Source organism: Pseudomonas sp. H26/SER47-MNA-CIBAN-0231 (genome assembly GCF_040310465.1).
GTDB lineage: Bacteria > Pseudomonadota > Gammaproteobacteria > Pseudomonadales > Pseudomonadaceae > Aquipseudomonas > Aquipseudomonas atacamensis.
This window is the reverse complement of sequence record NZ_JBEOPW010000006.1, coordinates 126,762-147,423: the sequence shown is the minus strand read 5'-3', so window position 1 is coordinate 147,423 and position 20,662 is coordinate 126,762. Positions and strand designations below refer to the sequence as shown.

Here is a 20,662-nt window from a genome sequence, read left to right as displayed (position 1 = left end):
GCGAGCAGGTTCGCTCCCGCAGGGGATGTGCCTTGCTTACAGTCCTTCGCTCAACACCCGATCCAGCATATCGACAAAGAAATCCACGCTTTGGCGCGACGTCACCATCGGTGGCTTGATCTTGAGAATGTTCAAATCGTCGCCGGTCGGCTGCATGAAAATCCCCAGCTCACGCAAGCGATCACACAGGAACGCAGTTTCGGCGGTCGCCGGCTCCAGCGTCTGCCGATTGCGGATCAGTTCCAGCCCGAGATAAAACCCGGAGCCGTGCACCGCGCCGACCAGCGGATGTTTATCGATCAACGCTTCCAGGCGCGCCTTGAAGTAACCGCCGACGACCTGGGCGTTTTCCCAGAGCTTTTCCTCCTCCATCACATCCAGCACCGCCATGCCGATCTGGCAACTGACCGGACTGCCGCCCGCCGACGAGAAGAAATAGCCTTCGGCCTCCAGCGCCTCGGCGATTTCCCGGCGAGTGATCACCGCGCCAAGTGGCTGACCGTTACCCATGCCCTTGGCCATGGTGATGATGTCCGGCACCACGCCCTGCTCTTCGAAGCCCCAGAAGAAATGGCCCATGCGCCCGTAACCGACCTGCACTTCGTCAGCGATGCACACCCCGCCCTGCGCGCGGACCTTTTCATACACCTGCGGCAGATAGCCCGGCGGTAAAGAAATACCCCCGGCATTACCGTAGACCGGCTCGCAGATGAAACCGGCCAGTTGCCGCTTTTGCTCGGCCAGTTTTTGCAGGTGATGTTCGACGCTGCGCACGTAATCCGGCGCCGAATCCGCGCCACGGAATTCGCCCCGATAAGTGTTCGGCGCCGGCACCGGATGCACCCAGTCCGGGCGACTTTCCAGCGCCCTCGGGTTGTCGGCAATCGACGTCGATACCGCATCGGCACCGATCGTCCAGCCGTGATACGCCTCAAGCACGCTGATCATGTCGCGCCCGCCGCTGAAAGCCCAGGCCAGACGAATCGCCAGGTCATTGGCCTCGCTGCCGCTGTTGACCAGGAACACGCGATCCATGCCCTTCGGCGCCAGCTTCAGCAAGCGCTCGGAGAACTCGGCGACCGCCGCATAGTTGAAGCGCGAATTGGTATTGAGCAACGACCACTGCCGCGCCGCGACCGCCGCCATCCGAGGGTGACCATGGCCGAGAACCGCGACGTTGTTGAGCATGTCCAGATAGGATCGGCCGTGCATGTCGATCAGGTGATTGCGCCAGCCGCGTTCAATACGTGGCGGGTCAACGTAATAGTGTTTTTGCGTGCGGGCGAAACTGGCATCGCGGCGTTCGAGCAGGGTTTGCGCGTCCAGCTCAGGCTCGGCGTCGCAGGCCAGCCCGAGCAAAGTCGCCGGTGACGGGCACACCGCCTGCCATGCGGATGCACGGGACGGCGTGCAGAACAGCGGCGCGTCGAGCTCTGCTTCTCGGCACATCTGCACTAGCAGCGGGCCCGTGACCGTACCGAGCTTCTGGCCTCGATCCAGTGCCGCGTCATGGCCAAGAACTGGCGTCACGCCCCACAGGCGAACGCTGAACTGCGGGCCATCGAGTTGCAGCGCCCCGTTTGCCGCTTGATTCAGAACGCCGGGGAACGGTGCTTGCACCTCGCTTCCGGTCGGCACACGCAATTCGACATGCAACGGGAACGTATCCGGTTCAGTCGCACTGTCCGGGCGGGTGCGTGACAAGCGGTACTGGCCATAACGCGTCGCCGCCAGCCCATGGACCGCTGCTGCTTCTGTCAGCAAGCGCTGATCAATGCCCGGCTGCTCCCAATTGCCCGCTTCGAAATGCGGACTCAACACGCCCAGATCGATCAGCGCAAATTCACGCCCGACCAGCCCGGGCAACAATGGTGCAAATTCTGTGTTTTCAGCCTCCGGCACGGTCTGTCCCACGGCGGTGAGAATCGCCGCTTCCATCAGCTCCAGTGGCACCGAGGTCGCGACGCGGAAGATTTCCCACTCGTGGCTGAGATTGTCGCGGCTATAAGTATTGGCGGGATCGATGCTCACCTGTTGCTCGCCACTGAGCACCAGCACCGCCGCCCGCGCCACGATCAAGGGCCACAGCGCTTGCAGTTCTGCGTACTGCAACGGATTGACCGCGTGATACGCCTTGACCGCCGGCAGGATGACAAACGGATCGCCATCGGCGTGATGCAGCAAAGCCGCACAGGTCACGGACAAATCAGTGATGCGCCAGGTGCGCACCAGATCACCGAAGTCGATCACCCCCTGCAATTGCCAATGCCGCTGGGCATCACGCGCCCAGACGACGTTGTCATCGGTGATATCCATGTGAATCGCCTGCACCGGCAGCTTGTCCAGCAGCGGCTGCAAACGGCGCTCGGCCTGCTCGGCGGCAGCGCTGATCACCGCACGCTGCTGCACGTCCGAGATCACCGGCAACAGATGACTGATCAAAGCGTTGGCGTGACGCGCGTCCCACTGCAAGGTGCGTTCAAGGCCCGGGTGATCGAAGCCTGCCAGGGCCAGATCCATCTCGCCACAGAGTCGGCCAAACCCGGCGACCACGTCCTGGCCAAGATGATCGAAATCGGTCAACGGCTGGCCGTCGATGTACTCCAACAACCGCACATGCACCGTTTCGCCATTGGCTTGCAGCGACAACAGATCTGCACCGTTGTTGGCTGCGATGACGCGCGGCACCTTGATCGCCGAGTGCTCGGCCAGATAATTGAGGCCTGCGTGCTGGGCTTGCAGCTCCACAAGAGCGTAGTCGCCACGACAGACTTTCAACACGAAGCGCCCACTGCCACCGTCGACGCGATAATTCAGATCCTGCTGGCTGCCCAGCGCCTGCAACGTGCCGCTGAGCCCGTAATGTTCGGCCAGCCATTGCAGCGCCTGCGCCTCTGAAACCTGCGGACCGGGCAAACTGGCGCGATGAATCAACGTGGCGAGCGGCATGAAACGACCCCTGAAATTTTATTAGGCGCTTATATCGCCATTGCCTTGGCGGTTACGCAACCCCCGGCTTCAATGAACGCTCCATTTCAAACCCAACACTCGCGCCCCGCAGCGCTTTGCGCAAGAATGTCGGCCATTCACACCTGTCTATGGAAATCCTCATGAATGTCATCACCACCGATCTGCCCGGTGTTCTGATCATCGAACCCAAGGTGTTCGGCGACGAGCGCGGTTTTTTCTACGAGAGTTTCAATGCCAAGGCGTTTCAGGACGCTACCGGTCTGGAAACGCAGTTTGTGCAGGACAACCATTCGCGCTCGCAAAAAGGCGTGCTGCGTGGCCTGCATTACCAGTTGCAGAACACCCAGGGCAAACTGGTCCGTGTGACCGCAGGTGAGGTGCTCGACGTGGCGGTGGACATCCGTCGCAGCTCGCCGCATTTCGGTAAATCGGTGGCGGTGCGCCTGTCGGCGGAAAACCATCGTCAGCTATGGGTACCCGAAGGTTTCGCTCATGGCTTCGTGGTGCTGAGTGAGTTCGCCGAGTTCCTCTACAAGACCACCAACTATTACGACCCGACCTCCGAACGCAGCATTCGTTGGGACGACCCGGCGCTGGGCATCGACTGGCAATTGGACGAAGCGCCGAAGCTGTCGGCCAAGGACCAGGCGGCCGCGCTGCTCAAGGACGCTGACGTCTTCGCCTGAGGCCGGGCATAATGCGCCTGTCCCTACAGGCGTATCCGGCACATGAAACCACCGCTCCCCCGCAGACCTCGCTGGCGCAGCCTAGCACTGTTGGCCCTGTGCCTGGCGCCGCTGCTGTGGCCGCTGGAACACCTCGCCGAACGCTATTACCGCAGCGAACTCGCCGGGCAGAATCGCCAGACCCTCGATCTTTACGTGGCCAACCTGCTCGGCACCCTGCATCGCTATGAAGTGTTGCCGCAGATTCTCGGCGATCTGCCGGCCCTGCGCGCGGTGCTCGGTGCGCCGGACGACGGCGTGACCCAAGGCAACGCCAATCGCCTGCTGAAAAACATCTCCGCGCAGACCGGCGCTGAAGTCATGTACCTGATGGACACGTCCGGCCAGACGCTGGCGGCGTCGAACTGGGACAAACGCGACAGCTTCGTCGGCCGCAACTTCGCCTTCCGCCCGTATTTCAGCGAAGCCATGGCCGGGCGCCTCGGACGCTTCTTCGGCCTCGGCACCACCTCGGCCAAACGCGGGTATTTCTTCGCCGCGGCTGTGCGCAGCGGCGAGAAAATCATCGGCGTGCTGGTGATCAAGGTCGACCTCGACCATACCGAAAGCCTGTGGGGCAAAACCCCGGAACAATTGCTGGTGACCGACCATAACGGCGTGGTCATCCTGACGTCGCGCCCGGAATGGCGTTTCCGTTCCACTCGCGAGTTGAGCGATGCCGAGCGCGCCGCGATCACCGCGATCCAGCCCTACCCGACCCGCGAACCCCGACCGCTTAACCTGAGCGCCGACGCCTGGCTGACGCAGACCCACGACATCGCCGAAACCGGCTGGAGCGTGAGCATTCTCGCCCCGCGCACGCTGATCGATCGTCCGGTGCGCACGGTGGTTGCGATCGGCGGTGCCACGCTGTTGGTGGTGATGCTGCTGGTGGGTTTGATGATGCAACGTCGCCGGCATTATCTGGAGCGCATCGCCTTCGAGGCCAAGGCGCGCCGCGAACTGGAAGGCCGGGTGGCCGAACGTACCAGCGATCTGGAGGGCCTCAACCGGCGTTTGAAACAGGAAGTGCTCGAGCGTGAGCATGCGCAGCAGGAGCTGGTACGCGCCCAGGACGATCTGGTCCAGGCCGGCAAACTGTCGGCGCTGGGGACAATGTCGGCAAGCATCAGTCACGAACTCAATCAGCCGCTGGCGGCGATTCGCAGCTATGCGGAAAACGCCGAAGTGCTGCTCGATCATCAGCGCACCGAGGATGCGCGCGGCAACCTCAAGCTGATCAGCGAACTGACCGGGCGCATGGCCTCGATCATCGCCCACCTGCGCGCCTTCGCCCGCCGTGATCGCCACGCACCGGAAAGCGTTGCCCTGCAACCGGCGCTGGACGATGCGCTGGCATTGCTGGCCAAACGTCGGCGCAGCATGGAAGTCGAACTGATCCGCGACTTGCCCGCAGCCACGCTTTGGGTCGAGGCCGGCGAAACCCGCTTGCGTCAGGTGCTGGGCAATCTGCTGGCCAACGCCCTCGATGCGCTCACCGAAAAAGGTCCGCCGCGTAAGTTGTGGCTGAGTGCCGAAGCCACCGCCGACGGCGTCAATCTGTACATTCGCGACAACGGCCCCGGGTTCTGCATGGAGGCCCTTGGCCGCGCCAGCGAGCCCTTTTACACCACCAAGACCCGCACACAGGGTCTGGGTCTGGGACTGGCCATTTGTGAAACGCTGATGCGCGCATTTGGTGGCGAGTTGTCGTTCGCCAACCACAAGCAAGGCGGCGCCCTGATCACCCTGCGCCTGCGCGCCGGCGCGCCCGGAGTCAGCCTGCAACCTTCCGAGGATAGAAGTGCATGACCATCGACAATCGCATCCAGGTAGTGTTGATCGACGACGATCCGCACTTGCGCCAGGCCCTCGGCCAGACCCTGGACCTGGCCGGCCTGAAAATCCTGCCGCTGTCCGAAGCCAAGGGCCTGGCCGCGCAACTGGAGCGTGACTGGCCGGGGGTGGTGGTCAGCGACATCCGCATGCCGGGCATGGACGGCCTCGAACTGTTGAGCGAGTTGCATGCACAGGATCCGGAGTTGCCGGTGCTGCTGATCACCGGCCATGGCGACGTACCGCTGGCGGTGCAGGCGATGCGCGCCGGCGCTTACGATTTTCTGGAAAAACCCTTTGCCAGCGATGCGCTGCTCGACAGCGTCCGTCGCGCCCTCGCGCTACGGCGGCTGGTGCTGGACAACCGCAGCCTGCGTCTGGCCTTGAGCGACCGCAACGAATTGAGCGCGCGACTGGTCGGCCATTCGACGCCGATGCTGCGTCTGCGTGAGCAGATCGGTGCGCTGGCGGCGACCAAGGCTGACGTGCTGATCCTCGGCGAAACCGGTGCCGGCAAAGAGGTGGTGGCCCGCGCGCTGCACGATTTGTCGAGCCGTCGAAACGGCCCGTTCGTGGCGATCAACGCCGGCGCGCTGGCGGAATCGGTGGTGGAAAGCGAACTGTTCGGTCACGAACCCGGCGCTTTCACCGGCGCGCAGAAACGCCGCATCGGCAAATTCGAATTCGCCAACGGCGGCACGCTGTTCCTCGACGAAATCGAAAGCATGAGCATGGACGTGCAAGTGAAACTGCTGCGCATGCTGCAGGAGCGAGTCGTCGAGCGCCTAGGTGGCAATCAGTTGATCCCGCTGGACATCCGCGTCATCGCCGCGACCAAGGAGGACCTGCGCCAAGCGGCGGATCAGGGCCGCTTCCGCGCCGACTTGTATTACCGCCTCAACGTCGCGCCGCTGCGCATCCCGCCGCTGCGCGAAAGGGGCGAAGACGCACTGGTGCTGTTCCAGCATTACGCCGATGAAGCCAGCGCCCGCCATGGCTTGCCGCCCCATGAGCTGCAGCCGGCACACCGCGCCCTGCTGCTGCGCCACACCTGGCCGGGCAATGTCCGTGAACTGCAAAATGCCGCCGAACGCTTCGCCCTCGGGCTTGAGCTGGCACTGGACAACAGCGCTGATGGCAGCGGCGGCACGCCTGTCGAAGTGGTCAGCGGCGGCCTCAGCGAGCAGGTGGAAAACTTCGAGAAATCGCTGATCGCCGCCGAACTCGCGCGCTCGCACAGCTCGGTACGCAGCCTCGCCGAAGCCTTGGGTATTCCGCGCAAGACCCTGCATGACAAGCTGCGCAAACACGGTCTGAATTTCGGCGACAGCAGCCACGGGGAAGACAACGAATGAGCAGCGAAAGCGACTATCTGCAAACGGTTCTGCATCACGACATTCCACTGACCGCCGAGATGGGCCTCAAAGTGCTCGAGTGGCGTGAGCAGCAACTGAGCCTGCACCTGCCGCTCGCGCCCAACGTCAATCACAAGAGCACCATGTTTGGCGGCAGCCTTTACTGCGGCGCGGTGCTGGCCGGTTGGGGCTGGTTGCATCTGCGTTTGAAGGAAGAAGGGATTACCGACGGACACATTGTCATTCAGGAAGGGCAGATCAGTTATCCGCTGCCGGTGACCGGGGACGCCGTGGCGATCTGCCCGGCGCCGGATGCGGCAGTCTGGAAACGGTTCGTAGCGATGTATCGGCGATATGGACGGGCGCGGCTGACGCTGGATACGCGGATACTGAATGCGGGAAGTGAGGACGAGGCGGTGAGATTTACCGGCCAGTACGTTTTGCACCGTTGAAGATCAACAGCCCCTCACCCTAGCCCTCTCCCGAGGGAGAGGGAACCGATACGGGGATGCTACAGATTTACGTCGACCTGAAACTGCTTCGCCGAATCCACAATCGACTCGATTCTCCAGGTCCATGCATAGCGCCAGACAACTCGGTCGGCTCCCTCTCCTGGGGGAGAGGGCTGGGGTGAGGGGAATTGCGGATCAGCAGTTAACCTCGAGCCAACTCCAACAATCTCTCGCGCCACGCAGCCTTCGCCGGCAGCGCCAGAAAGAATTCATTCAACAGCGATTCCCGCGCTGGGTAACTGAACGCCTTGCCGTTCAGATCCAGCACCTCGCCTCCCGCCCCTTCCAGCACGCCCTGCGCCGCCGCCGTGTCCCACTGCGAAGTCGGCGCAAGACGTGGGTAGCAATCGGCAGCACCTTCGGCCAGCAGGCAAAACTTCAAGGAGCTGCCGATATTGGCCAGTTGCAGCTCACCAAGACTGGCGCTCAACCCGGCCAGCAAACGCTCTTGCTCGGGACTTGAGTGGCGACGGCTGGCCACCACGGTAAACGCCTCGCCCGGCGCAGGCACATCGCGCACCTGTATCGCCACTGGCGTTGCGTCCTTGTCACCACGCCAGGCACCGAATCCGGCGCCACCGACGTAAAAGCGCCCGTTGGTCGGCATCGTCACCACGCCAAACACCACCCGGCCATTTTCGATCAGCGCGATGTTCACTGTGAATTCTTCGCTACCGCTGATGAACTCCTTGGTACCGTCCAGCGGATCCACCAGCCACCAGCGCTGCCAACCGGCGCGCACGCTTTGCGGGATATCGGCGTCCTCTTCCGAGAGCACCGGAATGCTCGGATCCAGCGCCGTCAGCCCAGCAACGATAAGGTGATGCGCAGCCAGGTCGGCGGCCGTCACCGGCGAATCATCGGACTTGGCGGTGACTTCGACGCCGGCACGCCAGAACGGCAGAATCGCCTCGCCAGCCTGTAAAGCCAGCGCAACCACAGGTGCCATCAGCGGATGGGGAAAATTCATCGACGTCTCACTCATAGCTGAATACCCCGCGCTGGCTCAGCAGGTCACGGGTCAAATACAGCGCCGCCAATGCGCGGCCCTCGGAAAATTGCGGATTCTGCGCCAGCGCCGACAGTTCGCGAAGGTTGACCTTGTCGACCCGCATTGGCTCCGGCTCATCACCCTCCAGCCGCTCTTCATACAGGTCGGTGGCCAGCACCACTTGGATTTTCTGGCTCATGTAACCGGGCGACAGCGACAGCTCGGTCAGATGCTCCAGTTGACGCGCGCCATAACCGGCCTCTTCCTTGAGTTCCCGCTCGGCCGCCGCCAGCACATCTTCGCCCGGCTCGATCAGGCCTTTGGGCAGAGACAGTTCGTATTCGTCGGTGCCGCCGCAGTATTCCTCGATCAACACTGCGTGTTCGGCATCAAGCATCGCGACGATCATCACCGCGCCGTAGCCCGCACCCTTGCCGACCAGACGCTCGTAAGTGCGCTCCACGCCATTGGAAAATCGCAGCTTGAGTTCTTCGACGCGAAACAGGCGACTGGTGGCGACGATCTCGCGGGCAAGTACGGTGGGTTTCTGGCGCATGCAAAGCTCCTTGGCGTGAACGCGCTACTATAACGCGGCTTTCCCGATTGTTTGCGTCGGATATCTTTTCACCGCTCGAGACGTTGCCATGCCTTCTTTACCGTGGTCCGACATCGATACCGTTCTGCTCGACATGGACGGCACGCTGCTGGATCTGCACTTCGACAATCATTTCTGGCTCGAGCACCTGCCTCAGCGCTACGCCGAACTGCACGGCATCAGCCGGGCAATGGCCGAGCTGGAGTTGCAGCCGCTGTTCGAGCGCCACGCCGGCCAGTTGCAGTGGTACTGCCTGGATTTCTGGAGCGCGGAACTGAAATTGTCGGTGCGTGAACTGAAACAGGAAACCGCCCACTTGATCGCCCTGCGCGCCGATGCCGATACCTTTCTCGATGCAATCAAACGCGCAGGAAAACGGGTGATCATGATCACCAATGCGCACCGCGATTCGCTATCGTTGAAACTGGAACGGATCGAACTCGCACCATACTTCGAGCGGCTGATCAGCTCGCACGACTATGGTTATCCCAAGGAGAACCCGCAGTTCTGGGATGCCTTGCAGGCGGACATCGGTTTTGATCCGGCGCGCAGCCTGTTTATCGATGACACCTTGCCGATCCTGCGCAGTGCACGGGATTTTGGCGTGGCGCACTTGCTGGCGGTGAAAGAACCGGACAGCCGCAAAGGGCCGAAGGACACGGCGGAGTTTGCCGCAGTCGAGGACTACCGCGATTTGATTGCAGGGCTTTGACGTCGCGTTGCTGCCTTCGCGAGCAGGCTCGCTCCCACACTGAAATGCGTTTCAAATGTGGGAGCGAGCCTGCTCGCGAAAGCGCTTTCGAATGTTATTCGGGAATACGCAGTACTTGTCCCGGATAGATCTTGTCTGGATGTTTGAGCTGAGGTTTGTTGGCCTCGAAAATCTTGTTGTACTGGTTGGCGTCGCCATACACGCGCTTGGAAATCGCACTCAGCGTGTCGCCCTTCTCGACCGTGACAAATTTTGCGGCGGCGGCAACGCCACCCGTCACGGTGATCTGATCGTCCACGCCACTCACGCCGGCGACGTTACCCAGGGCCAAAAGAATCTTCTCTTTCTCTTCCTGACTCGCCGCTTCACCCGTGGCGATGACCTTCTCGCCTTCAACCTTGACCTGGATCTTCGACGTATCGATACCGGTCAGCGCTTCCTGCACGTGCTTGGTCAGCGCTGCGCTGTTGGCCTCGGCCTTGTCCGGCGTCAGTGCATCGAGAATCTTTTCACCGGCTTCTTTCAAAAAACTGAACAGGCTCATCGCATTCACTCCATGTAATAAAGGGTCAGTCGTCCAAGCCTAGACCACCCCAGCCAAACCCGGTTCCGGTCCGACCAATGACGCTGCCGCGCCGCAGGCGGTAGAATCGCCACACCCCGCCAACCGCCCGGAGCGAAGATGGACATCAAGCAACTGAAATTCCTCATCGCCCTCGACGAAACCCGCCATTTCGGCCAGGCCGCCGCGCGCTGCCACATCACCCAGCCGACCCTGTCGATGCGCTTGCGCAGCCTCGAAGAAGAACTCGACCTGCCATTGGTCAATCGCGGCCAGCGCTTCGAAGGCTTCACCGCACCGGGCGAACGCGTGCTGGCGTGGGCGCGTACGGTGCTGGCAGCTTACGACGGCTTGCAGGCGGAAGCGGCGGCCTGTCGCGGCAACCTGATCGGTACGCTGCGCCTGGGGGTGGTGCCGCTGTCGAGCTTCGATCCCTTGCCGCTGATGCAACGACTGCACGCGGCGCACCCGGACTTGCGCTTCGAGCTGTCGTCGCTGAGCTCCGAGCAAGTGCTCGAACACCTGGCGAACAACCGCATCGACATTGGCGTGTCGTATCTGGAGCGCCTGGACAGCGAGCGCTTCGATTCGCTGGCCTTCAACGAGACGCGCATGGGCTTGCTCTATGACGAGCGCTCGTTCAACTTCGGCGAAGAACCCCTGAGCTGGGAATCGCTGATCGAACTGCCGCTGTGCATGCTCACCACCGGCATGCACTTTCGCCAGTCCATCGACCACAACTTCCACAGCCGTGGCCTGACCCCGCAACCGCTGTTGCAAACCGACGCCGTGCATCAACTGCTGCAAGCAGTACACGGCGGTTTTTGCTGCGCGATCATGCCGCTCGATGGCGGCGCGGAAACCCTTGCTGATCACCTGCGTCTGCAACCGATCGAAAATGCCCACACCCTCGCGCCGCTGGGCCTGATCATGCGCCGTGGCGCGCCGCGTTCAGCGCTGGCGGAAGCCTGTTTCGCGCTTTATCAGAAATCGTCAAAAGACGCTTGATCGACGGCATCTATCGGTAGATCGGTAATAGCGATTAGACGCGACAACTTGCCGCGCCTAGTCTTGACCTAGATCAAACCGTCGGTGATGCCATGAACGCCAAGCGCCCAGCCTGCGCGGCGCCAGCAATTGAAACGCCCGCGCCTGCCGCCAGCCAGACCTACAGCTACAGCGATCTACCCTTTGAGGCATCGGCCAGCACCGCGCTGGCCGAGGAAGTCGCGTTGGCGATCGCCTACAACGGCATCAGCCAGGCGGTGATGCTGGTGACCCCGACCGATCTTGAAGATTTCATCGTCGGTTTCAGCCTCGGCAGCGGCATCATCGAAGACGCCAGCGATATCTACGATCTGCAACTGACGGGCGCAGGCTCGGCGCAATACGCGCAAGTGACCATCGCCAATCGCGCGTTCTGGAACCTCAAACAGCAGCGTCGGCAGTTGGCCGGCACCAGCGGCTGCGGACTGTGCGGCGTCGAAGCCGTCGAACAGGCGCTGCCTGAGCTCAAAGTGTTGGCGGGCGCAGCCTTGCCACCGATCGAATGGCTCGACGGTTTGCGCCAGCGCATCGGCGCCTTCCAGCCGCTCGGCCAGCACTGCGGCGCGGTGCATGCTGCGGTGTTCATGAATGCCAGCGGCGAATTGCTGCTCGGCCGCGAAGACATCGGCCGACACAACGCCCTCGATAAGCTGATCGGCGGGTTGATCCGCCAGAAGATTTCCACCGAAGGCGGCCTGGCGATTGTCACCAGCCGTTGCAGCCTCGAATTGATCCAGAAAGTCTTGCGTGCTGGCATCCAGACCTTGGTCAGCCTGTCGGCACCCACCGGCCTTGCCGTGCAATGGGCCCGGCGCCATAACCTCAATCTCATCCACCTGCCGCAGAAAAGTGCGCCGCGGGTGTACAGCCCCGCGATGGAGAATCAAGCGTGAGCCAACATCATCAAGCCGACCAGAAACCTGTCCCGCGCTACAAGCCTTACAAAGGTGCCGCTGGCGGCTGGGGCGCCCTGATCAGTGTGGCCCAGGCGTGGCTGACCAGCGACAACGCCCTGAAAAACCTGCGCATGATGCTCAAGACCAACCAGAACGGCGGCTTCGACTGCCCGGGTTGCGCTTGGGGTGATTCGCCGGAGAGCGGCATGGTCAAGTTCTGCGAGAACGGTGCCAAAGCGGTGAACTGGGAAGCGACCAAGCGTCGCGTCGATGCGAAGTTTTTCGCCAAGCACAGCGTCACTTCTCTGCTGGAGCAGAGCGATTACTGGCTGGAATATCAGGGCCGCCTGACCGAGCCGATGGTCTACGACGCCGAGTCCGATCGCTACAAGCCGATCAGTTGGGAAGATGCCTTCGCTCTGATCGGCAAGCACCTGCGCAACCTGCCAAGCCCGGATCAGGCCGAGTTCTACACCTCGGGACGCGCCAGCAACGAAGCGGCGTATCTGTATCAGCTGTTCGTGCGGGCTTACGGCACCAACAATTTTCCTGACTGCTCGAACATGTGCCACGAGGCCAGCGGCGTGGCGTTGGCGCAGAGTGTCGGGGTCGGCAAAGGCACGGTGACCTTCGACGACTTCGAACACGCCGACGCGATTTTCGTCTGGGGCCAGAACCCCGGTACCAACCATCCGCGCATGCTCGAACCGTTGCGTGAAGCGGTGAAACGCGGCGCTCAGGTGGTGTGCATCAATCCGCTGAAAGAGCGCGGTCTGGAGCGTTTCCAGCATCCCCAGCACCCGATCGAAATGCTCACCAACGGCGACAAGCCGACCAACACCGCGTATTTCCGCCCGGCACTCGGCGGCGACATGGCAGTGCTGCGCGGCATGGCCAAGTTCCTCCTGCAATGGGAACGCGATGCGCAGAAGGCAGGCGAGCCGGCGGTGTTCGACCATGATTTCCTCAATGCCCACAGCGCCAACGTGCTGGAGTACCTCGCCACTGTCGACGACACCTCGTGGGAACAGATCGTCGAGCAATCGGGGCTGACCCTGGTCGAGATCGAGCAAGCCGCGCGCATGTACGCCAAAGGCAAGAACGTGATCATGTGCTGGGCCATGGGCATTACCCAGCACCGTCATTCGGTGCCGACCATTCAGGAAATCGCCAACCTGATGCTGCTGCGCGGCAATATCGGCAAACCTGGCGCCGGTCTGTGCCCGGTGCGTGGTCACAGCAACGTGCAGGGCGACCGCACCATGGGCATCAACGAGCGTCCACCGGTGGCGTTCCTCGACTCGCTGGAGCGTCGCTTCCAGTTCAAGGTGCCACGCCACAATGGCCACAACGTGGTCGAGGCGATTCATGCGATGGCCGAAGGTCGCGCCAAGGTATTCATCGGCTTGGGCGGCAACTTTGCCCAGGCCACGCCGGACAGCTCGCGCACCTTCGAAGCGCTGAGCAACTGTGACCTGACCGTGCAGATCAGCACCAAACTCAACCGCAGCCACCTCGCTCACGGCAAAGACGCGCTGATCCTGCCGTGCCTGGGCCGTACCGACATCGATATCCAGACCGAAGGCCCGCAAGCGGTGACCGTGGAAGACTCGTTCAGCATGGTCCACGCGTCCAACGGCCAGTTGCAGCCGCTGTCGAACCAGATGCGCTCGGAACCGTCGATCATTGCCGGCATCGCTGCCGCGACGCTGGGCAGCCAACCGGTCGACTGGAACTGGCTGGTAGCCGATTACGGGCGCATTCGCGAACTGATCGCCGACACCATCCCGAGTTTCAAAGACTTCAACGACAAGATCAAAAACCCGGGCGGCTTCTATCTGGGCAACTCGGCTGGCGCCCGCAAGTGGAACACGCCGTCAGGCCGCGCCAACTTCCGCGCCAATCAGTTGCCGAAAGATCTGGTCCACGAACGCACCCGCGCCACCGGGCAGGTGCCGGATCTGATCCTGCAATCGATGCGCTCCCACGATCAGTACAACACGACGATCTATGGTCTCGACGACCGCTACCGTGGCGTGAAGGGCCAGCGTGACGTGCTGTTCGCCAACGAGGCCGACATCATTCGTCTGGGCTTCCGTCCGGGGCAGAAGGCCGACATCGTGTCGATCTGGGACGACGGTCGCGAGCGCCGGGTGAAAGGTTTTACATTGTTGGCGTTCGATATTCCTGCGGGGCAGGCGGCGGCGTACTATCCGGAGGTCAATCCGCTGGTGCCGCTGGAGAGCACTGGCGATGGCAGCCACACGCCGACGTCGAAGTTCATTGCTATCCGGCTGGAAGCGGCGAGTGAGACGGGGTTGATCATGGCTAAATCCGCTTAACCGCGGAGCCAGATCCGGCCCCTTCGCGAGCAGGCTCGCTCCCACACTTGGAATGCGTTTCAAATGTGGGAGCGAGCCTGCTCGCGAAAGCCATCGACCTGTCAACAGATCTGCCGTGGCGAAGATTTTCGACCGCCCACAAAAAAGGCCGTTTTTGCATGAAAACGGCCTGTCCGAAGTAGCTAAAGACCGGCGAAAATCGGTTAAGTTCCGGTGAAAAAACAGTAACTTGCAATATTGTATACAAGTCGTGTTATTCGTCGGATTTTGATTGTCACGCCCATTGCAGAGCTTCAGGATCGGCGCCGTCATCCCTTTGAGGCTCATCCTCTATGAAGTTCTCCTCGATTCTCTTGTTGTCCCTTGGCCTGGTCAGTGGCTTCGCTTCTGCCGGAGGCACCACCGAAGCAGGTGTGGGCGGCGCATTGGGCGGGGTTCTTGGCTCGGTCGTCGGTCAATCGTTAGGCGGCAATACAGGTTCCACCATCGGCGCAGCCCTGGGCGGCGCGGGTGGTAGTGCGGTCGGCGCCGACAAGCGCAGCCGTGGCGAAGCGGCCATCGGCGGTGCACTGGGTGCAGCCGGCGGTAACGTTGTCGGCCGCAGCCTTGGCGGCACCACCGGCAGCCTGATCGGCTCTGCCGCAGGTGGCGGCGCGGGCGGCGCGCTGGGTAACTACATGGGCAACAAGAGCGACGACGATGATCGTCGCTACGACCGTGGCCATGATGACCGTCGCTACTACCGCGACCGTGGTCATCCAGGTCGCGGCCATGCCTACGGCCACCGCAAGCATCACAAGTACTATCGCCACCACTAAGGCGAAGGCATGAACAAAAAATCGCAGCTTTTGAGCTGCGATTTTTTTTGCGCGCCTAGACCACCAGCCGCTCCAGCGCCCCACGCAAACCTGCCGGAATCGGCACCGGCTGATTGCTCGCCCGATCGACAAACACATGCACGAACCGCCCCGCCGCACACGCCTCGCTTTCGCCAACCTTGAACACAGCCAGTTCGTATTGCACCGAACTGTTGCCCAGCTTGCCGACCCGCAATCCGATCTCGATCAGATCGGGGAAAGCGATCGAGGCAAAGTAATCGCAGGCGGAACTGACCACGAATCCCACCACTTCGCCGTCATGAATATCCAGGCCACCGACCTGAATCAGATAAGTGTTCACCGCCGTGTCGAAGAAGCTGTAGTAGGTAACGTTGTTGACGTGACCGTAGGCGTCGTTGTCGTGCCAGCGTGTGGTGATGGGCTGGAAGTGGGGGTAGTCGCAGCGTTGATTCATTCAGGGTTCTCGCATTTTCTTACTTGAATCTGATCATGATGACGAACACTTTACCTGTGGGAGCGAGCCTGCTCGCGAAGGCGTCAGCACAGCCGACCGGCGTCAACGATCAGCAAACCCCTTCCCCTGCGCCGCCAGTTCGCCAATCAACCGCGCCGGCGTCCACTGATCGCCCTGGCGTGTCTCCAGCGTCAGCAAGCGCTGATGGATATCCGCCAGCCCCTGCTGATCCGCCCACGCCATCGGCCCGCCCTTCTCCGCTGGAAAACCATAGCCGTTCAAGTACACCAGATCGATGTCATGGGCCGAGCCGGCGATGCCTTCCTGCAGAATCTTCGCGCCTTCGTTGACCAGTGCCAGCAAACAACGCTCAAGGATTTCTTCGGGACCGATGTCGCGACGCTGGAAACCCAGCTCTTCGCTGACCCGCAGTACCAATGCATCGACCTCGGGATCATGCTCGGCCTGGCGACTGCCCGGCTCGTAATGGTAATAACCGTTACCGGACTTCTGCCCGAACCGGCCCATCTCGCACAGGCGGTTATCCACCTGAACCTGCGGCGCATCCTGTCCCTTGCCAGCTAGCTCCCGAGCACGCCATTCCAGATCGATGCCAACCACGTCGTACATGCGAAACGGCCCCATGGCGAAGCCGAAGCCTTGCAGCGCGGCATCCACCTGCTGTGGATAAGCGCCTTCGAGAAGCATCTTGCGCGCTTCGAGTACATACGGATGCAGCATGCGATTGCCGATAAAACCGTGGCAGTTGCCGGACAACACGCTGACCTTGCCCATGCGCTTGCCGAGTGCCAGCGCGGCCTCCAGCACCGCTGGCGAGGTCTGCGCACCGCGCACGATTTCCAGCAGCTTCATGATGTGCGCGGGGCTGAAGAAATGCAGACCCAGTACCTGTGCCGGGCGCCGGGTCGCAGCCGCGATGGCGTCGATGTCCAGCGCCGAGGTGTTGCTCGCCAGCAGCGCCTCAGGCTTGAGCAGGCCATCAAGCTCGCGAAAGATCTTCTGCTTCAGTTCAAGGTTCTCGTACACCGCTTCGATCACCAGATCGACGTTGCGGATCGCCGCGTAATCCGCCGCTGCAGATACGCGAGCCATTCGCGCATCCGCCTCGGCCTGATCAATGCGGCCCTGGTGCACGTTGTGTGCATAAGTTTGCGCGACCGTCGTCAGCGCCTGCTCAAGCATCTGCGGATTGTTATCCACCCATTGCACGTTCACGCCGGCACTGGCCAGGCACATGACGATGCCACGGCCCATGGTGCCCGCGCCGATCACGGCAGCCTGCTGAATCTCGAAGCTTGTCTGGCTCATGTTGTTCTCTTGTGAGTGGCCCGAAGACAGATTCCAACCTTAGTCAGGCAACGGCGGTTTTTGAAGTTTATTAGCGTGATGATCGACATTCAGCGGATGGATGCAGCGCCCACAGACTCTCTGCTTAATCGAGCAAGTGACTGTCCGCCCACTCGCGGACCTTTGCGTAGGGATACTCTTCCAACGCAGCAAAACCCGGAATCGCCCGCGCCTTGAGTTTGGTGAACAACGGCACGCTGATTCCGCACAGGAACCGTGTGAGGCGTTCGGCCGTCGGAAGGCTGCCTGTGTGCTGCTCATGCCTGTGGATAAATTCACCACACAATTCCGCGAAGTTTTTATCCACAAGTGCTGGCAACGGCGGCGGCTCCGGCAACCGCGCGATCTGGCCGTGACATACCGAACAATGCCCGCAATGTTCAGGGGCATTGTGGTCACCGAAATACTCGGCCAGGCGATAACCCAGGCAGCGTTCGGTGGCGAACACCTCAAGCATGGCGTGAATCCGCGCCACTTCAGTCTGTTCGTGGCGGGTGAAATACTCGTGCAGCTCCGCACTCAGGGCATCGCTGGCGAAATCACTGTGCAGCAGGCTGTAGACCTCGGTCATTTGCTTGCTTTCAAGCTCGACCCAGCCCTTCTCCTGAAAATAATCCAACGCTGTCACCACGCGATTGCGCTCGGCAGAATACTGCGAGTACATCGCCTCGAAATCCACCGTGGCCCAGGTGCGCGCTCGCGCGGACGTTCTGATGATCGCCGCAACGAAATCCCTGCGCTCGCCTTCGAAGCGCTGGAGCAATGCTTCAGGCTCAAGCAGATATTTGAAGCGGTATTCAGCGTAATAAGCGTAGCGCGGCGCGATCAGGCCTCGCAGTTCCAGCTGCACCAGCAGAGTCTTCAACGGCAACGAGCGAATGTTGCTCTGATCCGCCAATGGCCCAAGCAGAAACTCCCATTGCCCTTCCGGGACCGAGGCTTTGAGTTCATCGAGCACATAACGAATGCCATCACGCTCGGGCGTATCGCCGTAGACGAAGTTCTCCAGCACATTGAGGCTGTCGCGATTCGCTAGTACCAGGCAGTCGGAGGGCTGTCCGTCGCGTCCGGCGCGGCCGATTTCCTGGCTGTAGTTTTCGATGGATTTGGGCAGATCGAAATGCACGACGTTACGGATGTCGCTCTTGTCGATGCCCATGCCGAAGGCAATGGTGGCGACAATGCAATTGGACTGCCCGGCCATGAAGCGACGTTGAATGTCTTCACGCTGATCGTGGGGCAAACCTGCGTGGTATGCCTCGGCCTGAATTCCGTTGCGTTGAAGATGCTCGGCGATGTGCTCGGCGGTCTTCTGCAACGTCACGTAGACAATGCTCGGTTGCCCGGGACGCTCGCTCATCCATTCGACCAGACGCCGGCGCTTGTCCTGACCGCGTACAGGCTCGACCAGCAGGTTGAGGTTGGGCCGATAGAAACCGGTGGTCACTACATCGTCAGGAGATATGGCGAATTTGGCCTGCATGTCGGCGATGACTTTTGGTGTCGCCGTGGCGGTGAGCAGCAAGGCCTGCGGGATGTTGAACTGACGTTGGTAGTCCGGCAATTTCAGGTAGTCCGGCCGAAAGTTGTGGCCCCATTCGGAAATGCAGTGCGCCTCGTCGACTACCAGCAACGAGATCGGCACCTGCTGCAGAAAATTGCGGAAGCGCTCATTTTTCAGGCGTTCGACGGAGATCATCAGAATCTTCAATTCCCCCGAACGCGCACGGGCCATGACGTCGTTGGCATCCTCGCGGCTCTGCGCCGAATCGATACTGCCTGCGGAGATACCGTGGCGCTTGAGAAACGCCAGTTGATCCTGCATCAACGCCAGCAACGGCGAAACCACCAATGTCAGGTGTGGCAGTAAAAGCGCCGGCAGCTGATAGCAAAGCGATTTGCCGGAGCCGGTGGGAAAGATCGCCGCCGCGGAGCGCCCCGCCAGCACCGCGCTGACAGCGGCCTCCTGACCGGGGCGAAACTGTGGATAACCAAAAACCTGTTCCAGGGTGTGGTGCATTTACTGTCACTCCTTTGACTGCTGCCATGCCCAAAGCCTAGCGGGCGATTGCAGCGAGTCGAGAAAAGGTTGGGGTTGAATCGATACTGAATGATACATGGGAGGCGAAAAACAAGCGTTTAACAATTGAAGCGCCTCGACATACTTTCGAAAAGCTCAGCCACATATATATAACAAACCTCACATTACAAACGCAGACACAATAGCGCCATTTATTTTTAACACCACCTAAAACTAACTTGACTGCTCTTATACATAAGCAAGAGCAACAAAATGACAACTTTAACAATCTTTTTCTGCGGCACCGGTTCCAACAAATTTGATGACAAACATAAAAACTTCTGGGACGGCGAAATCGTTTCTACGCTCGCTGCACACCACAGCGGACGCGAATTTGCCGAGTGGATCGTCGTCGACGGCCCTGGCAGCGGCAATCTGCAAGCCGACGACCTGTTCACCAAGACCTCTGAATACGGCTTGTCCGGCACGCTGTTCGGCAAAGGCTGGGATGAAAACGTGCAGCACGCGTTGAATATCATCAAAGGCAAATGCGATTGGCAACGTAAACAACTTACCGAGGCAGAATATAACCGTCTGAAAGCCGCAGGCATTCCTATTGAAGATGTAAAAGAGGAAGGTTCCTGGTTCTGGCGCCAGTATAACTATGGCGACCGAAGTATCACGCAACAGAAGTTGCAGGAACAGATCATCAAGACTTTCCGCAAGGACGGCATTATTCCAACGCGTGTCAATCTGCTCGGCTGGAGCCGGGGTGGTATCAGTTGCCATATGCTTGCCAATGCAATGTCCAGGGACGCTGCGCTCAAACATATTCCGGTGAATATCTTTGCGATTGATCCAGTCCCGGGAATTGGCAACTTCCAGGAAAACCGCGTCAAACTCGAATCCAACGTCAAGGAATACATCGCCTTCTATGCCCGCGACGAGCGCTCAAAAGGCTTCAGCTGCGTGATCCCGCAAACCGCTACCGGCACCAGGACTTCGATCTATCCAATGGCCGGTCGCCACGCCACCCTTGCTGGCAACGCCACGGCGCTCGGCGGCGAGCCGAGCAGCAGCAGCGACCTCAACGCGCTGATCGAGCCCGGCCGCATCGTTCGCCATCTGGCGGAAACCTGCCTCAAGCGCTGGGGCGTGCCACTGAGCAAAACGCTCAACCTGAGCGATACCGACCTGCGCCGCCTCACCGGCGCCATCGTCAGCGACGAAGCCCGCTACAAGAAGATGCACAGCCAGTCCTACACCTATTTCACCGAACTGGACAAAGGCGAGCGCTATGTCTCGCTGGGCAGCAAAGGCGTGCCGTTTTCAGCAGTCAAAGGCACGATCTACCGCCCTGCAACCGGACTGACCACAAGCCTGCTGGATATTTCCGGTTACCAGCATCTGTGTTGAAAGGCGTTGAAGAATCGGTAGC

General features: G+C 60.9%; 17 protein-coding genes. 10 read left to right on the top strand and 7 right to left on the bottom strand.

The genetic code is table 11. The features are described 5' to 3' along the window. Positions 1-36: 36 nt before the first annotated feature. The gene (locus tag AAEZ10_RS11915) at positions 37-2,949 is read right to left on the bottom strand and encodes an aminotransferase (RefSeq protein ID WP_350569328.1); all 2,913 of its coding nucleotides are present in this window, start codon (positions 2,947-2,949) and stop codon (positions 37-39) included. Positions 2,950-3,110: 161 nt separating this feature from the next. On the opposite strand from AAEZ10_RS11915, the gene rfbC reads away from it, so the two are divergent. From rfbC to AAEZ10_RS11895, 4 genes are read left to right on the top strand one after another with little or no spacing between them, the layout of a single operon-like run. Further along, positions 3,111-3,656, top strand: a complete 546-nt coding sequence (gene rfbC, locus AAEZ10_RS11910) for a dTDP-4-dehydrorhamnose 3,5-epimerase (RefSeq protein ID WP_110644793.1) — start codon at positions 3,111-3,113, stop codon at positions 3,654-3,656. Between the two features lie 42 nt (positions 3,657-3,698). Then, positions 3,699-5,507 (top strand): sensor histidine kinase, encoded by a 1,809-nt coding sequence (locus tag AAEZ10_RS11905; RefSeq protein WP_350569325.1) that lies wholly within the window; start codon positions 3,699-3,701, stop codon positions 5,505-5,507. Next, positions 5,504-6,886, top strand: coding sequence for a sigma-54-dependent transcriptional regulator (locus AAEZ10_RS11900; RefSeq protein WP_016772163.1), 1,383 nt, complete (start codon positions 5,504-5,506; stop codon positions 6,884-6,886). The genes AAEZ10_RS11905 and AAEZ10_RS11900 overlap by 4 nt, the downstream gene beginning before the upstream one ends. Beyond that, the gene (locus AAEZ10_RS11895) at positions 6,883-7,338 is read left to right on the top strand and encodes a thioesterase domain-containing protein (RefSeq protein ID WP_350569323.1); all 456 of its coding nucleotides are present in this window, start codon (positions 6,883-6,885) and stop codon (positions 7,336-7,338) included. The genes AAEZ10_RS11900 and AAEZ10_RS11895 overlap by 4 nt, the downstream gene beginning before the upstream one ends. A 202-nt stretch (positions 7,339-7,540) precedes the next feature. Here the strand turns inward: AAEZ10_RS11895 and cysQ are convergent, their stop codons facing one another. After that, a complete protein-coding gene (gene cysQ, locus AAEZ10_RS11890; RefSeq protein WP_350569321.1) occupies positions 7,541-8,368 on the bottom strand; it encodes a 3'(2'),5'-bisphosphate nucleotidase CysQ in 828 nt (275 codons plus the stop codon). A 7-nt stretch (positions 8,369-8,375) separates the two neighbouring features. Further along, entirely contained in the window at positions 8,376-8,945 is a 570-nt protein-coding gene (gene nudE, locus AAEZ10_RS11885; protein WP_016772166.1) for an ADP compounds hydrolase NudE, read from the bottom strand. An 88-nt stretch (positions 8,946-9,033) separates the two neighbouring features. Here nudE and yrfG point away from each other — a divergent pair, with 88 nt between their 5' ends. Then, entirely contained in the window at positions 9,034-9,696 is a 663-nt protein-coding gene (gene yrfG / locus AAEZ10_RS11880) for a GMP/IMP nucleotidase (protein WP_071174081.1), read from the top strand. A 94-nt stretch (positions 9,697-9,790) separates the two neighbouring features. On the opposite strand, the gene lysM is transcribed toward yrfG, so the two are convergent. Continuing rightward, complete coding sequence (lysM, locus tag AAEZ10_RS11875) at positions 9,791-10,240, bottom strand: peptidoglycan-binding protein LysM (protein WP_016772168.1); 450 nt, start codon at positions 10,238-10,240, stop codon at positions 9,791-9,793. Positions 10,241-10,378: 138 nt separating this feature from the next. Between lysM and AAEZ10_RS11870 the strand changes: the two genes are divergently transcribed. The 4 genes from AAEZ10_RS11870 to AAEZ10_RS11855 all read left to right on the top strand — a co-directional run bounded on the left by AAEZ10_RS11870 (position 10,379) and on the right by AAEZ10_RS11855 (position 15,361). Further along, on the top strand, positions 10,379-11,266 hold the full coding sequence (locus AAEZ10_RS11870; protein WP_350569318.1) for a LysR family transcriptional regulator: 888 nt from the start codon (positions 10,379-10,381) through the stop codon (positions 11,264-11,266). Between the two features lie 92 nt (positions 11,267-11,358). Next, entirely contained in the window at positions 11,359-12,198 is an 840-nt protein-coding gene (gene fdhD / locus AAEZ10_RS11865; RefSeq protein WP_073471528.1) for a formate dehydrogenase accessory sulfurtransferase FdhD, read from the top strand. Further along, positions 12,195-14,543: an FdhF/YdeP family oxidoreductase gene (locus AAEZ10_RS11860; RefSeq protein WP_056787127.1), complete on the top strand. Its 2,349-nt coding sequence runs from the start codon at positions 12,195-12,197 to the stop codon at positions 14,541-14,543. The genes fdhD and AAEZ10_RS11860 overlap by 4 nt, the downstream gene beginning before the upstream one ends. A 332-nt stretch (positions 14,544-14,875) precedes the next feature. Continuing rightward, positions 14,876-15,361 carry a glycine zipper domain-containing protein gene (locus tag AAEZ10_RS11855; protein WP_016772172.1) on the top strand — a complete coding sequence of 162 codons (486 nt, stop codon included), beginning with the start codon at positions 14,876-14,878 and terminating at the stop codon, positions 15,359-15,361. Positions 15,362-15,416: 55 nt separating this feature from the next. Here AAEZ10_RS11855 and AAEZ10_RS11850 read toward each other — a convergent pair whose 3' ends face one another. The 3 genes from AAEZ10_RS11850 to AAEZ10_RS11840 form a co-directional block, all read right to left on the bottom strand. Continuing rightward, entirely contained in the window at positions 15,417-15,836 is a 420-nt protein-coding gene (locus tag AAEZ10_RS11850) for an acyl-CoA thioesterase (protein WP_071174077.1), read from the bottom strand. A 102-nt stretch (positions 15,837-15,938) separates the two neighbouring features. After that, positions 15,939-17,165 (bottom strand): 3-hydroxyacyl-CoA dehydrogenase, encoded by a 1,227-nt coding sequence (locus AAEZ10_RS11845; RefSeq protein WP_350569315.1) that lies wholly within the window; start codon positions 17,163-17,165, stop codon positions 15,939-15,941. Positions 17,166-17,289: 124 nt separating this feature from the next. After that, a complete protein-coding gene (locus tag AAEZ10_RS11840) occupies positions 17,290-19,224 on the bottom strand; it encodes a RecQ family ATP-dependent DNA helicase (RefSeq protein WP_350569313.1) in 1,935 nt (644 codons plus the stop codon). A gap of 273 nt (positions 19,225-19,497) precedes the next feature. On the opposite strand from AAEZ10_RS11840, the gene AAEZ10_RS11835 reads away from it, so the two are divergent. Then, a complete protein-coding gene (locus tag AAEZ10_RS11835) occupies positions 19,498-20,640 on the top strand; it encodes a hypothetical protein (RefSeq protein WP_122698811.1) in 1,143 nt (380 codons plus the stop codon). Positions 20,641-20,662: the final 22 nt, after the last annotated feature.